The organism is Streptomyces sp. NPDC002640, assembly GCF_053592575.1.
Map to the genome: position 1 here is coordinate 1 of NZ_JBSFVZ010000021.1, position 14,077 is coordinate 14,077.

The window sequence follows — 14,077 nt, forward strand, 5'->3', positions numbered from 1 at the left end:
TACGGTGTACGTTCCACCCATCACCCCCTGCGCCCCCCCCTCGGGTTTGGGGGACCCCCCCGCCCCGGCCCCCCGCAACCGTCCGGCCCCCCCCCGCGGTTCTCCGCGGGGGGCGACGTCCGTTCCGGCGGCGCGCGGGGTTCGCGCGTCCGGGTCAGTCCTCCTGGCGGGCGGGAGCCGGACCGGGGAGGGCCACGCCGGCGGGGGCGTCCTTACGGCCCTTCCCCTTCCCCCTCCCCGGCAGCGCCGCCCCCACGGTCCGCAGGGCGAGCAGCAGGGCCCCGACGTCGTCCAGGTACACCGGGTCGGGGACCAGGTCGGCCGGGAGCACCAGATAGGCGACCGCACCCCAGAACACCCACCGCGGCCCGGTCGGCAGCCCGGCCCGGCGCAGCGCGCGGCGGGTCCGCACCAGCCGCACCAGCAGCCGCACCGCGACGGCCAGCAGCACCACCGCGACCAGGGCCACGGCCACGATCAGCACCAGCGTCGTCCGCTCGTCCACCGCACACCTCCAGAGCGAGGAGGGCGTCGCGGGTGCGACGCCCTCCTTCTCCAGCTTCCCCGACCGGAGGCCCGTACGGCCCCCGGCGTGGCCGAGGTCACGCCACCCGGCCGCCCAGCGCCTCCAAAACCCGGTCCGGGCTCAGCGGCAGCTCCCGCAGGCGGACGCCCACCGCGTGATGGAACGCGTTGCCGACGGCGGCGGCCGTCCCGACGATGCCGATCTCGCCGATGCCCTTGCCGCCGACGGGGTTGAGGTGCGGGTCGTCCTCCTCGATCCAGTGCGCCTCGACCGACGCCACGTCGGCGTTGACCGGCACGTGGTAGGCGGCCAGGTCCCGCTCCGCGAAGTCGCCGAAGGCCGGGTCCAGCACGGAACCCTCGGTGAGGGCCATCCCCAGCCCCATCACCATCCCGCCGACGAACTGCGAACGGGCGGTCCGCGGATTGAGGATGCGGCCCGCGGCGTACACCCCGAGCAACCGGTTCACCCGGACCTCGCCGCTGACGGTGTCGACGCCGACCTCGGCGAAGTGCGCGCCGAAGGCGTGACGGGCGTAGTCGCTCTCCGCGTCGGCGGTGCCGGCGGTGTCCGCGTGCTCCTCCAGCCCTTCGTCGGGCAGCGTGCCCTGGTTCACGGCCAGCCTGCGGGCGAGCCGGGTGCACGCCTCGTGCACCGCCCACCCCCAGGACGCCGTCCCGGAGGAGCCGCCCGCCAGGGGCGCCGCGGGCAGGTCGCTGTCGCCGATCTCGATCCGCACCCGGTCACCGGGCGCGCCCAGCGCCTCGGCGGCCACCTGACCCAGCACCGTGCGCGCGCCGGTGCCGATGTCGGTGGCGTTCACCCGCACCAGGAACGTCCCGTCCGGCAGCGCCCGCGCGGTGGCGGTGCTGGGGGAGACCAGCACCGGGTAGGTCGCCGACGCGACACCCGTGCCGGTGAGCACCTGGCCGGCGCGGCGCACCCCGGGACGCGGGTCCCGTCCCGCCCAGCCGAAGCGGCGCGCTCCCTCCCGCAGGCACTCCACCAGGTGCCGGCTGCTGAACGGCTTGCCGGAGTCGGGCTCGACACGGCAGTCGTTGACCACCCGCAGCTCCACCGGGTCCATGCCCAGTTCCCCGGCGAGCTCGTCCATCGCCGACTCCAGGGCGTACATGCCCGGCGTCTCCCCGGGAGCGCGCATCCACGACGGCGACGGCACGTCCAGCCGCGCCACCCGGTGGACGGTCCGGCTGTGCGGGGAGGTGTACATCGTCCGGCCCGGCACGGCGGCCTGCTCCACGAACTCCTTGATCCGCGAGCTGTACGTGGTCACCTCGTGCGTCAGCGAGCGGATCACCCCGTCCGGCCCGGCCCCCAGCCGTACCCGGTGCAGGGTCGGCGCACGGTGCCCCACCAGGGCGGGAAGGTCACGGCGGGCGAACGCCAGCGCGACCGGCCGCCCGGTGTGCAGCGCCGCCATCGAGGCCAGCACCACGTCCGGACGGGGCGTCCCCTTGGAGCCGAAGCCCCCGCCGACGTGCTCGGCGCGCACGGTGACGGCCGCCTCCGGCACCCGGAACATCGCCGCGAGGGTCTGGCGGACCTTGGTGGTGCCCTGGCTGGAGCACCAGGCCTCCAGCCGGCCGTCCGTCCAGCGGGCGGTGGAGGCGTGAGGCTCCATCGGATGGTTGTGCAGCGGCGGCACCCGGTAGGCGGTGTCCACGCGGACCGGCGCGGCGTCGAACGCGCCGTCCGGATCGCCGTGCTCCCGCAGCGCCGGATGGCCGCCGTTGGCCTTCTCCGGCACGTACGCGTCGGGGCGGTCCGGCGTCAGCAGCACGTCGTGCTCCTGCGCCAGGTAGTCGACCCGCACGGCCGCGGCGCCCTCACGGGCGGCCTCCGGCGTCTCGGCGACCACCAGCGCGACCACCCAGCCCCGGTGCGGGACGTGGGCGTCCTGCAGGACCGCCAGGGTCGGGTCGTCGGGATCCGCCAGGCGGGGCGCGTTCTCGTGCGTGAGGACCGCCAGCACGCCCGGGGTCGCCAGGGCCGCGGAGTCGTCGACGCCCAGCACCCGCCCGCAGGCAACCCGGGCGGGAACCGGCCAGGCGTGCGCCAGGCCGGGCAGGCGGTGCTCGACGGCGTAACGGGCCCGGCCGGTGACCTTGTCGCGGCCCTCCCGCCGGACGACGGGGGCGCCCAGCGCGGCGGGGGCGTCAGCCATGGAATTCCTCCGTGAGGTGGTTCTGGGGGCCGCCGGTGCGACGCGCCCCGCTCACCCGGCGGACCGGGCGGCGAGACGGGTCAGGACGTCGACGGTCAGGGAGCGGGCCAGCGGCACCTTGTAGCCGTTGTCCCGCAGCGGTTCGGCCGCCGACAGCTCCCGCTCCAGCGCGTGCGCGAAGGCGGCGCCGGTGGGGGCGGCGCCGGTCAGCGCCTCCTCGGCCCGGCGTGCCCGCCACGGCCCGTGTGCCACGCCCCCCAGGGCGATCCCCACCCGCGCGACGACGCCGTCCTCGACCTTCAGGACGACCGCCGCGGAGGCCAGCGCGAAGGCGTACGAGGCGCGGTCGCGGACCTTCCGGTACGCGGACGGCAGCCCCCGGGTGGCGGCCGGCAGCACCACGGAGGTGACCAGTTCGCCGGGGCGGACCACGGTGTCCAGGTCCGGGCGGTCGCCGGGCAGCCGGTGGAACACGTCGGCGGCCACCTCGCGCGCGCCGTCCGGGCCGTCCAGTTCCACGCGGGCGTCCAGGGCGGCCAGCGCCACCGCCATGTCCGACGGATGGGTGGCGACGCAGTGGGGGGAGTGGCCCAGCACGGCGTGGTCGCGGTGCACGCCCTCGCGCGCCCCGCAGCCGCTGCCGGGCTCCCGCTTGTTGCACGGCTTGGACAGGTCCTGGAAGTACGGGCACCGGGTCCGCTGGAGCAGGTTGCCGCCGGTCGTGGCCGCGTTGCGCAACTGCCCCGAGGCACCCGCGAGCAGTGCCTGGGACAGCGCCGGCCAGCCCTCCCGGACCAGCGGATGGGCGGCCAGGTCGCTGTTGCGGACCGTGGCGCCGACGCGCAGCGACCCGTCCGGCAGCTCCTCCACCGTGTCCAGCGGGAGCCGTGAGACGTCCACCACCGTCGCCGGGCGCTCCACGCCCAGCTTCATCAGGTCGACCAGGTTGGTGCCCCCGCCCAGGTAGCGGGCGTCCGGTGCGGCGGCGTGCGCGGCGGTGGCCTCCTCGACCGTGCGGGCGCGGACGTACTCGAAGGTCCTCACGGGATCACGTCCTCCACGGCCTCGACGATGCGCGGATAGGCGCCGCAGCGGCACAGGTTGCCGCTCATCCGCTCCCGGATCTCCGCCGCGCCCAGCGGTACCGGCTCACCGGCCTCGGTGCCGGGACCGGTGACGGCCGACGGGTGCCCGTCCGCCGCCTCGGCCAGCGCGCCCACCGCCGAGCAGAGCTGGCCGGGCGTGCAGTAGCCGCACTGGAAGGCGTCCCGGTCCAGGAACGCCCGCTGCAGCGGGTGCAGCTCGCCGTCCGGACCGGCCAGGCCCTCCACGGTGGTGACCTCGCTGCCGTCGAGGGCGACGGCGAGCAGCAGGCAGCTGTTCACCCGCCGCCCGTCGACCAGCACCGTGCACGCCCCGCACTGGCCGTGGTCGCAGCCCTTCTTGGCGCCGACCAGGTCCAGGTCCTCCCGCAGCAGGTCCAGCAGCACCCGCCGGTTGTCGACGGTCAGCGTGTGCTCCCGGCCGTTGACGGTGAGCGTCGTACGGGAGGCGGGGGCGCCGGGCGTCGGGGGCGCCGGGTGTGCCGGAGGCGTAGGGGGCGTCGTCATAGCGCCCGCTCGTCCTCGTCCGGCACGCGGTGCACCGCGGCCTCCTCGGCGGAGGCGGCGCCGCCGCTGATGCCCACGTCCTCCGCGAGCATGTCCTTCTCGGCGTCCTCACGGGCGCCCTCGTCCGGGGCGACCAGGCGTCCGGCACGTTCGTCGCCCACCTGGTCGTCGAGGGGCTCGCCCTCCCCGCCCGGCAGGTCGCCCACCCCGTCGCCCTCGGCGGCCGCCTCGGCCGCCGGGTCGGGGCGCTCCTCGGCCAGCCGCTCGTCCAGGCTCTCGCCCTCGCGCTGCTCACGGGCCGTGGTGCCGTGCTGCTCCACCCCCAGCGGCCGCTCGGGGGGCGAGTAACCCTCGTCGTAGGGCTCGGTCTCCCGCTCGTTGAGGGTGTCCTCCGGGTCCAGGATGCCGTCGTCCTCGCGCCCCTCCGCGCCGTCCTGGGGCTGGTAGACCTCGTCACCGAAGTCCTGGCCGCCGGAGTTGCCGTCCATCGCGTCTTTCGGGTCAGTCATGGGACCCGCGTATCCAGCCCCGGTCGCCTGACACCCCCCGGCCCGGGCCGCCACCCGGACGCGCGGCCCGGGGCCCGATCGATCACGAAGCCGAAGCGATCCGAATACGTGCATGTTCCAAAGGAAAATGCCAAAGGCCCGAACCGGGGGCGGCACATTCCGTAGTCTCTGGTCGGATTCGCGGACAGGCGAGCAGTGGGGGAGGGGATACGGCGTGCCCGGAATCGACGAGAGCCTGCAGGAGGCCGTACGGCTGCCCGGGGCACGGGGCGCCGCACTGGTCGACTGGATCAGCGGACTCTCCCTGGGCTCGGTCGGTGAGGCGCCGGGCAAGGACCCGGAGACCGCGGCCGCCGAGATCGCCGAGGTCGCCCGGATCAGCGCCGAGCACCGCGTCTTCGCCCCGGCGGACGCCCTCACGGACGGGGGCCCGGGACGGCGGACACCGGGTGAGCCCGGGCACGAGCCGCCGGTCGAGGACGTGATCGTGACCACCGCCTCGGCCTACCACGTGCTGCGCTTCGTACCGACCGCCTTCGACGGCAGCGTCTGCCTGCACCTGTGGCTGGACCGGACCGAGGGCAACCTCGCGATGGCCCGGATCCGGCTGGCGGAGGTCGTGGAGCGGCTGGTGCTCGGATGAGGCGGCCGGGACGGCGTCGCACCGGCGGCGAACCCCCGGAGGCGGGTGCGGAAGCCGGCCCGGGGGCCGCGGTGAGTGACGAAGAGCTTGACGGGCGAGGCGAAGGGAGCGGGCCGATGACCGGCGCGGCAGGGATCGACGAGGCCGAGATCAGGGAGGAACTGCGCGGGCTGCGCTCCCGCGTGCCGGAGCTGACCGGGGCGCTGCTGGCCAGCGCCGACGGGCTGGTGCTGGCCCACGAGACCCCGCCCGGCACCGAACCCGAAGGGCTCGCCGCGCTCACCGCGGCCGCCCTGGGGGTCGGCGCCCGGCTCACCGACGCCGGGCGGCGCGGGGACTTCCGGGAACTGCTGGTGCGCGGCTCCGCCGGCTACGTCGCCACCTACGCCGCGGGACCGGCGGCGGTGCTCACCCTGCTCGCCGGCGACCGGGTCAACGTGGGCCGCCTCCACCTGGAGGGGCGGCGCGCGGGCATCCGCATCGCGGGCCTGATGCCCACCGCGCCCGTGCCGGCCGCCCCGGACCGGGCGCCGGCGGAGGCGGGGGCGGGGGCGGTGGAGCAACCGGCCGCGCTGCCGGTCCGCTCGCCGGGGTCGACGCGCGCCGGCCGCGCCCGCGGCAACGGGCCCCGCTCCTCCGGCTCGCGTTCCACCGCCTGAGGTTCGGCGCGTTCCGCCGGCTGAGCGCAGGCGCGCGTCCAGCCGCCCGAGCTCCGGCTCGCGGTCCACCGTCTGAGCCCTGGCGCGCGTCCAGCCGCTCCGTCCGGGGCTCCGGGGGCCCGGCTCGTCGTGCGCCGCTCGGGGTCAGCCCTCCTCGCCCGGCCCGGCCAGCCAGGACGCCACCGCGTCCGTGATGGGCTGCCCCGTGTCGAGCTCGACGAAGGCGAACTGCCCGGACTGGTTGCACTCCAGGAACCACCAGGTGCCCTCCGCGTCCTCGGCGAAGTCGAAGGCGCCGTAGGCGAGGCGGGCGGCGTGGAGGTAACCGCGCACGCCCGCCGCCACGGCGTCGGGCACGCCCACCGCCCGCCAGGCGTGGGCGGACGGGGCGAAGCGGACGTCCACGTCCTCGGGCGCGGCGTCGGGCGCGACCTCCTTCCGCGCGGCCAGCAGCCGGTCGCCGACCGCGGTCAGCCGTATGTCCGCGCGCTTGACGACCAGGCGCTGCAGCAGCGTCGGCCCCAGCGCCACCGCGTCGAAGTCGGCGTCCGGGCCCACCCTGCTGGTGGGCACCACCAGGGGCGGGTCCTGCGGGTGCGTCCCCGACACCGGCTTCACCACCAGGTCGCGGTGGCGGTCGGCGAAGGCACGGGCCGCGCGCGGCACCGTGGTGATCAGCGTGGCGGGCACCGGGAGCCCGGACTCCTGGGCCAGCCGCAGCTGCCACGGCTTGTGCCGGGCCATGAACGCCGCCTCCGGCGGGTTCATCCAGCGCGCCCCGGTGCCCCGCAGCATGCCGTACAGCGCCTGCGACGCCTCCTGGACGAGCCAGTCGGACGCCTCCTCGGCGGCGCTGCCCGGAACGCCGGGCCTGCGGACCCAGACCGACCGCAGGACGTCGAGCCCCACCCGCCGGCCGCCCACCGAGAGCGCGCCGCGGAGCCCGAACTCTCCGAACTCGCCGAATTCGCCGAACTCGCCGGAGAGCCCGACCGTGCCCGGAAGATCGGCCGGATCCATGCGGAGGACCGGAACACCGCGGGCGTCGAGCCGTTCGATCACCAGGTCCGCCGTCACATCCTGTGTACATGTCAGGATCAGAACGGTCATCGCTTCGCGTCCGCGGGGCGGCGTCAGTCGTCGAAATGCGTCTTGGAACCGGCGGTCGAGGTGGTCGCCCCCAACTCCCGCAGCAGGTCCCGGTCGTGGGCGGCTATGCGCCCGTCGTCGAGGACGTTGAGCTGCAGGAGCGGGTCGTATCTGTAGGGCGCGGTGGTGGTGACCTCGGACTCCTCCGCCGGGCGGGCGTATTCGAGGGCGAACATGCGCATGGGTCTCTCCCTGGGACGGTCCGTCACATACCTCGCTCGGACACGACCCGCCCGGCCCCGCGACGGGGTTGCCGGACGCTCCGCCTCCAGGGACTTATACGTGCCGGGCCGGTGATTGGTTTCCTCACGCTCCGTGACCACCCGAGGGGGTGGCGAGAAAAGTTGGTTTGACGTGGCGCGCACGGAACATCCGATGAAAGGACAGATAACCTGGATGACTGTGGAGGAATGGTGGGCATCATCGCCTGGATCCTGATCGGCCTGATCGCCGGCGCCATCGCCAAGGCGCTGCTTCCGGGGCGCGACCCCGGCGGCATCATCATCACCATGCTGATAGGCGTGGTCGGTGGTCTGCTGGGTGGCTGGCTGGGCAAGGTCATCTTCGGCGTCGACTCGATCGACGGCTTCTTCGACCTTTCCACATGGGTCGCCGCCATCATTGGCTCGGTGATCCTCCTGCTGATCTACCGTGCCTTCACCGGCGGTCGACGCACACACCGTCACGCCTGACCCGAGCGGTCACACCGCTACCAATCGTCGGCGCCCGCACCGGATTCCGGTGCGGGCGCCGACGTGTGTGCGGGGCACCGCCGGGGCGCAAGGCTGAACTCCCGCGCAGCCGCTCGGTGTTACGTGCCCTCGCGAGGGGAGCGGGGCGGGCCGGGTCGCGCTCGGCCTCGCGCGGGTGGTGTCGTGAAGGCGGATGCCGCCGCCGTCCACCGCGGCCCGACCCCCGTACACCGCCGACCTCTGCAGGCCGGCGTCACTCCGCGTGGCGGTGAAGCGGCAGGCGCCCACGTCGTGTAGCAGCCGGTCCGGGGGCCGGTCCGGTCCGGCCGGCCCGGCCGCGAGGGCAACCGCCAGGACGTCGGCGACGGTCGGCAGGGCCTCGGGCGGCGCACCGGCGGCCCCCTGACGGCGCCCCGGCCCCGTACCGACACCGGTGATTTTGCCGATGTACGCGCCCGGCGGGCGGCCCGACAGTGGCGTTGCCAGTCAGCGGCAGCACCGCCGGCGGCGCGGACACGTCAGGACGACGCGTGCCGCGACCGCGAGGGCGACTGCCTCGTCAGAGAGGACGACCCGTCGTGCAGCACTCGCAGAGCAGCCCGTCCACCGACGCTCTCCCCACGCCGGCCACCCGTCGGCGCCGCCTCGGCCGCGTCGCCGGCCTGTCCGCCTCCGTGGCCGCAGCCGTCGCCTTCAGCACCCTCGCCGCCCCGGGCGCCACCGCCGCGGACAACCCCTACGAGCGGGGCCCGGCCCCGACGAACTCCAGCATCGAGGCGCTCCGCGGCCCGTACTCGGTCTCCAGCACCTCCGTCTCCTCCCTGCTGGTGTCAGGGTTCGGCGGCGGCACCGTCTACTACCCGACCACCACCAGCGACGGCACCTTCGGCGCCGTGGTGATCACCCCGGGCTTCACCGCGTACGAGTCGTCCATCTCGTGGCTCGGCGAGCGCCTCGCCTCCCAGGGCTTCGTGGTGTTCACCATCGACACCAACACCACGATGGACCAGCCCGACTCCCGCGGCGACCAGATGCTGGCGGCGGCCGACTACCTGACGCAGCGCAGCTCCGTCCGCACGCGCGTCGACGCCACCCGGGTCGCCCTGATGGGCCACTCCATGGGCGGCGGCGGCACCCTGGAGGCGGCCAAGGACCGGCCGTCCGTCAAGGCCATCATCCCGATGACCCCGTGGAACCTGGACAAGACCTGGTCCGAGATCCGGACGCCCACGCTGATCTTCGGCGCGGAGAACGACAGCGTCGCCTCGGTCACCAGCCACTCCGAGCCGTTCTACACCAGCATCCCGTCGACCACGGAGAAGGCGTACCTGGAGCTGAACGGCGCCTCGCACTTCGCGCCCAACACCTCCAACACGACGATCGCGAAGTACAGCATCTCCTGGCTGAAGCGGTGGGTCGACAACGACACCCGCTACTCCCAGTTCCTCTGCCCGGGCCCCAGCACCGGTCTCCTCAGCGATGTTGAGGAGTACCGCAACACCTGCGCCTTCTGACCCGGGGGACCCTGACGGCGGCCGCGCCCCGGGCGCGGCCGCCGTTCGGCGTGCCCGCAACCGCCCCGCGCCCCCTTCCGGGCGCCGGGCCCCGCACCCGGAACGTACGGACGTGTGCCGCCGCACAGCCGGCCGCCTTGGCCCGTGGACGGGCACACACCCGCGCACCGGGCCCGGACCGGAGGCTTCCGGCAGGCTTTACTCCTCCGTAACATCGCGGGAATGACCGGACAGACGACCGTCATCAACCCCCCACGGACGCACGGCCGCAGCGAGGAACTGCGCGCGGCCGCCGCGACCCTGACGAACCGTCTGGAGGACGACAGCGCCGTCCTCCTCCTCGCCGGCGAGCCGGGCCTCGGGCGCACCACCCTGCTCGAGGACGTCGCCCGCTCCTTCACCGTCGGCCCCGTCCTGCGCGTCGGCGCCGCCGCCGCGGAGTCCCGCCTCCCCTACAGCGGCGTCCACGCCGTACGCTGCGCCGCCGCCCGCACCGTGGGCGGCCTCCCGCGCACCCCCAGGACCCCCGAGGGCCTGCTCGACCTGCTCGGAGCAGCCGCCGCGGGCGGCCCCCTCCTGCTCTGCGTCGACGACGCCCACCTCTGGGACGCCCCCTCCCGCGCCGCGCTCGGCTTCGCCGCCCGGCGCCTGCACGCCGCCGGCCGGGTCGGCCTGCTCGTCTCCGTCACCGGACACCGCGCCGCCGACCCCGACTTCGCCGGACTCCCCGTCCTGCGCCTCGGCCCGCTGTCCCGGCCCGCCGCCCAGGCACTGCTGGCCGACCTCCTGCCCGGCGGCGTCGACCCCGCCGTCCGGGAGGAACTCCTCACCGAGGCCGACGGCAACCCCTCCCTCCTGCACGCCCTGGTCCGCCGCCTGACGCCCGACGAGCTCTCCGGCGCCGCCCCCCTGCCCCGGCCCCTCGCTGACGCCGACGTGCTGGCCTGCGTGGTCGGCGAGAGCCTGACCGGACTGCCCGCCGGACTCGACGACCTGCTGCTCACCGCCGCCGCGGCCCACGAGACCGCCCCGCCCGACGGACGGGCCGGGGTCGACGCCGACCTGGTGCTCCGCGCCGCCGGCCGACTGGGCGGAACGGCCGCCCCGCCGCCCCGCGCCGAACGTGCCGTGGACCTGATCGCGGTCGCCGACGGCCGCCTCCGCTTCACCGGCACCCTGGTCCGCCGTGCCGTCCACGCGGCCGCCCGCCCGGCACGGCGCCGCGCCGCACACCGGGCGCTGGCCGCCGTCCTGACCGCGGACGGCCACCGCCTCGCCGCGCTGCTGCACCTCGCCCACTCCGTCAACGCCCCCGACGCCGCGCTCGCCGACGACCTGGCCCGCACCGCACTCGACCCGGCGACCGACGCCACCCACCTCCGGCGGGCCGCCGCCCTGGCCCGGGCCGCCGACCTCACCCCCGGCGCCACCCTGCGCGCCGAGCGCCGCACCGCCGCCGCCGAACAGGCCCTGCTCGCCGGACGACCCGCCCAGGCCCGCGGCCTCCTCGCCGACGCAGGCGGCCCCGAGGCCCGGGCCACCGTGCGCGGCCGCGCCGAGATGCTGCGCGGCGTGATGACCCTCGGGGACGGCCCCGTGGCCGACGCCCACGCCTCCCTGCTGTTCGCCCGCTCCCTGCTGGCCGGTGAGGCGCCCGCCCTGGCGCTCGCCGCCACCGTCGCCGCGGCGGACGCCGCCTGGGCCGCGGGGGACATGACGGGCTGCCTGTCGGCGCTCGCCACCGCCTCGGCCACCGCCCCCGCCCCCGAGCCGGGACGTCCCGACCCGGTCCGCGACTACCTCACCGGGATGCGCGCCATCCTCGAGGCCCGGCTCGCCGACGCCGCCCGCCCGCTGCGCCGCGTCCTCGACCACGGCTGGACCCAGGACGAACCCGATGCACTGCACCGCGCCGCGACCGCCGCCCTGCTGCTCGGCGAGGTGGACACCGCCTGCCGGGCCGGGGCCCGCGCCCTGGCGGCCGCCCGCGCCCGCGGCTACGACGCCTTCGTCCCGCAGACCCTCGAATACCTGGCCTACGCCGAACTCCGGGCCGGCCGCCACGCCCGGGCGCGCGCCCACGCCGAGGAAGGCCTGCGCTGCGCCCTCCACTCCCGGCGGCGCAACACCGCGGCCCATCACCGCGCCATCCTCGCCCTCGCCTCCTCCATCGAGGGCGACGTCGACGAGGTGACCGCGCAGGCCGCCGCGGCCCTCGAGACCGCGCGCAGCCACGGCCTGGCGCAGACCGCCACCCTCGCCGAATGGGCCGCCGGACGCGCCGAGCTGGGCCGCGGCCGCCCCTCCGAGGCGGCCGCCCGGCTCGGCCCGCTGGTCAGACCCGGCCGCACCGGGGGCCACTTCGCCGTCCGGGCCCTGGTGATGCCCTGCTTCGTGGAGGCGGCCGTCCTCGCCGACCGCGCCGACGAGGCCCGCATCGTGGTCGAGGAGTTCGAACTCTGGGCCGACTTCGGCGCCGACGCCCAGGCGCCCGCCCAGCTCGCCCGCTGCCGCGCCCTGCTGGTCCCGCCGGACGACCCCGGCACCGCCGACACCCTGTACCGGCAGGCACTGGAACTCCACGAACAGGCGGGCGGCGACTTCGAGCAGGCCCGCACCCAGCTCCTCTACGGCAAATGGCTGCGCCGCCGCCGGCGCCCCCGCGAGGCCCGCGGCCGGCTCCGCGACGCCCTGCACATCTTCGACCGCTGCGGCGCGCGGGTCTGGGCCGACCAGGCCCGCGCCGAACTGCGCGCCAACGGCGAGGCCCCGGCCGCGCCCCAGGACGGCGCGCTCGCCCGGCTGACGCCGCAGCAGCAGCGGATCGCCCGCTGCGTCGCGGCCGGGGACACCAACCGCGAGGTCGCCCAGCGCCTGTCCGTCAGCACCCGCACCGTCGACCACCACCTGCGGAACATCTTCGCGGCGCTGGGCGTCCGCTCCCGGGTCGAACTCGCCCGCCTGGTCGGTCAGGAGCTCTGACGGCGGGCGGCCTCCAGGGCGACCGGCGGCGGCAACCCGCCCGCCACACGCACGGCACCGCTCGGTAACAAATGAGCAACTGCCCGCACACCCCTAGGGACCGACCGGACGGTATGTCATTCTGCGTGGCAGGACGAGTCAGGCGACGGCCGCACCGCGGCCCCCGGACCCCGGGGGCCGCCGACACGGCCGCCGCGTGCGTACTGCCGGGGAGCCGACCTCGGAGGAGGAACGCGATGTACCAAGCCGTACGGTCACGAGGAGCCCTGCGCCCCGCGACACCCGCCGCACCACGGCCGCGCCCGCCACGCTTCCGTTCGCTGACCGACGCCGAGGCGCTCCGCGTACTGCACCGCGCGGCGCGGGTCATCCAGGACGACCTGCCGGACCTCACCGACCGGCTGGTGGCCGCGCTGCGCGAGCAGGAACCCGTCTACCGGGCGGCCATGGAGACCGAACCCACCGGCACCTGGCAGGAGGCCCACGGCTCCCTGCGGCACAGCGTCGCCTCCCTGCTCGACCCCCGCACCGCCCGCGAGGAGGCCCGCCGCTGCTCGTGGAAGATCGGCGCCACCCGCGCCGAACAGGGCTTCCCGCTCGACGCCCTGCTGCACGCCTTCCGCCTCGGCGGATCCCTGGTCTGGCAGGCACTCGTCGAGGAGACCTCCCGCACCTCCCCCGAGGAGGTCCGCCTCCTGGTCCACGTCGCCGCCGACGTCTGGAACTTCGTCGACGAACACTGCACCCTCGTCGCCGACGCCTACCGCCAGGTCGAACGACGCCTCGCCTGGCGGCGGGAGAACCGGCTGCGCCTGCTCACCGCCGCCCTCCTCGACGGCACCAGCCGCATCGCCGACCTCCCCGAGGCCGCCGAGGCGCTGGGACTGCCCGAACAGGGCCGGTACGCCGTCGTGGCGGTCAGCGCGGGCGCCGCGGCCGAGAGCGCCGCGGCCCGCGCCGCCGCCGTCCCGGCCGGCATGCGGGTGCACTGGCACACCGGCGTCGACCTCGACCACGGCATCGTCCTGCTCGAGGACGACCAGGCGCTGCGCCGCCTGGCCACCGGACCCGACGTGCCCGGGGACGCCCGCATCGGCGTCGGCCTCGCCGTCGACGGCCTGGCCGCGCTCGGCGACGCCCGCCGGCACGCCGACACCGCCCTCACCATCTGCCCCGACGAGGGCGGCAGCGTCCGCCTCCACGAACAACTCCCCTCCGCCCTGCTGCTCTCCCGGCCGGAACTCGGCCGGGCCCTCGCCGAGGAGGTCCTCGGCCCGCTGCTGCGGCTCGAACCCGCCGACCGCGACGTCCTCCTGGACACCCTCGCCGCCTGGCTGGAGTGCGACGGCTCGGCCCAGCGGGCGGGCACCCGCCTCTACTGCCACCGCAACACGGTCCTCAACCGGCTCCGCCGCTGCGAGCAGCTGACCGGCCGCTCCCTCACCCGGCCCGGCGACGTCGTCCAGGTCAGCCTGGCCCTGGCCGCCCGCCGCCTGCTGCGCCCCTGAGGGCCGCGGGCCCCCCGAAGGCCCCCGCGCGCCCCTGTGCCCCGGACCGCCCGACCGCGGTCCGGGGCACAGCCGTGTCCGCCGCCCGCGGCCGTCCCCG

Annotated in this window: 13 protein-coding genes; 6 read left to right on the forward strand and 7 right to left on the reverse strand. The window is 76.1% G+C overall.

The features are described from left to right. Positions 1 to 154: 154 nt before the first annotated feature. The 5 genes from ACWD3O_RS24920 to ACWD3O_RS24940 all read right to left on the reverse strand — a co-directional run bounded on the left by ACWD3O_RS24920 (position 155) and on the right by ACWD3O_RS24940 (position 4,809). Positions 155 to 505, reverse strand: a complete 351-nt coding sequence (locus ACWD3O_RS24920; protein ID WP_451412363.1) for a YkvA family protein — start codon at positions 503 to 505, stop codon at positions 155 to 157. A 97-nt stretch (positions 506 to 602) separates the two neighbouring features. Further along, positions 603 to 2,711, reverse strand: a complete 2,109-nt coding sequence (locus ACWD3O_RS24925; protein ID WP_451417405.1) for a xanthine dehydrogenase family protein molybdopterin-binding subunit — start codon at positions 2,709 to 2,711, stop codon at positions 603 to 605. A gap of 51 nt (positions 2,712 to 2,762) precedes the next feature. Beyond that, a complete protein-coding gene (locus ACWD3O_RS24930) occupies positions 2,763 to 3,755 on the reverse strand; it encodes an FAD binding domain-containing protein (protein ID WP_451417406.1) in 993 nt (330 codons plus the stop codon). After that, positions 3,752 to 4,321 (reverse strand): 2Fe-2S iron-sulfur cluster-binding protein, encoded by a 570-nt coding sequence (locus tag ACWD3O_RS24935; RefSeq protein ID WP_451417407.1) that lies wholly within the window; start codon positions 4,319 to 4,321, stop codon positions 3,752 to 3,754. The genes ACWD3O_RS24930 and ACWD3O_RS24935 overlap by 4 nt, the downstream gene beginning before the upstream one ends. Further along, positions 4,318 to 4,809, reverse strand: coding sequence for a DUF5709 domain-containing protein (locus tag ACWD3O_RS24940; protein WP_451417507.1), 492 nt, complete (start codon positions 4,807 to 4,809; stop codon positions 4,318 to 4,320). The genes ACWD3O_RS24935 and ACWD3O_RS24940 overlap by 4 nt, the downstream gene beginning before the upstream one ends. 235 nt (positions 4,810 to 5,044) lie before the next feature. On the opposite strand from ACWD3O_RS24940, the gene ACWD3O_RS24945 reads away from it, so the two are divergent. Both ACWD3O_RS24945 and ACWD3O_RS24950 read left to right on the forward strand, forming a co-directional pair. Beyond that, positions 5,045 to 5,473 carry a hypothetical protein gene (locus ACWD3O_RS24945; protein ID WP_451417408.1) on the forward strand — a complete coding sequence of 143 codons (429 nt, stop codon included), beginning with the start codon at positions 5,045 to 5,047 and terminating at the stop codon, positions 5,471 to 5,473. A 116-nt stretch (positions 5,474 to 5,589) separates the two neighbouring features. Further along, positions 5,590 to 6,132 carry a roadblock/LC7 domain-containing protein gene (locus ACWD3O_RS24950; RefSeq protein ID WP_451412358.1) on the forward strand — a complete coding sequence of 181 codons (543 nt, stop codon included), beginning with the start codon at positions 5,590 to 5,592 and terminating at the stop codon, positions 6,130 to 6,132. A 144-nt stretch (positions 6,133 to 6,276) separates the two neighbouring features. Here the strand turns inward: ACWD3O_RS24950 and tgmB are convergent, their stop codons facing one another. Next, positions 6,277 to 7,242: an ATP-grasp ribosomal peptide maturase gene (gene tgmB, locus ACWD3O_RS24955; RefSeq protein WP_451417409.1), complete on the reverse strand. Its 966-nt coding sequence runs from the start codon at positions 7,240 to 7,242 to the stop codon at positions 6,277 to 6,279. Between the two features lie 23 nt (positions 7,243 to 7,265). Next, entirely contained in the window at positions 7,266 to 7,463 is a 198-nt protein-coding gene (gene tgmA, locus ACWD3O_RS24960; RefSeq protein WP_451412356.1) for a putative ATP-grasp-modified RiPP, read from the reverse strand. A gap of 231 nt (positions 7,464 to 7,694) precedes the next feature. Here tgmA and ACWD3O_RS24965 point away from each other — a divergent pair, with 231 nt between their 5' ends. From ACWD3O_RS24965 to ACWD3O_RS24980, 4 genes are all read left to right on the forward strand, one after another. Then, a complete protein-coding gene (locus ACWD3O_RS24965) occupies positions 7,695 to 7,973 on the forward strand; it encodes a GlsB/YeaQ/YmgE family stress response membrane protein (RefSeq protein WP_451412369.1) in 279 nt (92 codons plus the stop codon). Between the two features lie 578 nt (positions 7,974 to 8,551). After that, the gene (gene bdeA / locus ACWD3O_RS24970) at positions 8,552 to 9,487 is read left to right on the forward strand and encodes a bis(hydroxyethyl) terephthalate hydrolase (protein WP_451417410.1); all 936 of its coding nucleotides are present in this window, start codon (positions 8,552 to 8,554) and stop codon (positions 9,485 to 9,487) included. 222 nt (positions 9,488 to 9,709) lie between these two features. Then, the gene (locus tag ACWD3O_RS24975; protein ID WP_451417411.1) at positions 9,710 to 12,469 is read left to right on the forward strand and encodes a helix-turn-helix transcriptional regulator; all 2,760 of its coding nucleotides are present in this window, start codon (positions 9,710 to 9,712) and stop codon (positions 12,467 to 12,469) included. 236 nt (positions 12,470 to 12,705) lie between these two features. Next, on the forward strand, positions 12,706 to 13,977 hold the full coding sequence (locus tag ACWD3O_RS24980; RefSeq protein WP_451412353.1) for a PucR family transcriptional regulator: 1,272 nt from the start codon (positions 12,706 to 12,708) through the stop codon (positions 13,975 to 13,977). The last annotated feature ends 100 nt before the right edge of the window (positions 13,978 to 14,077 follow it).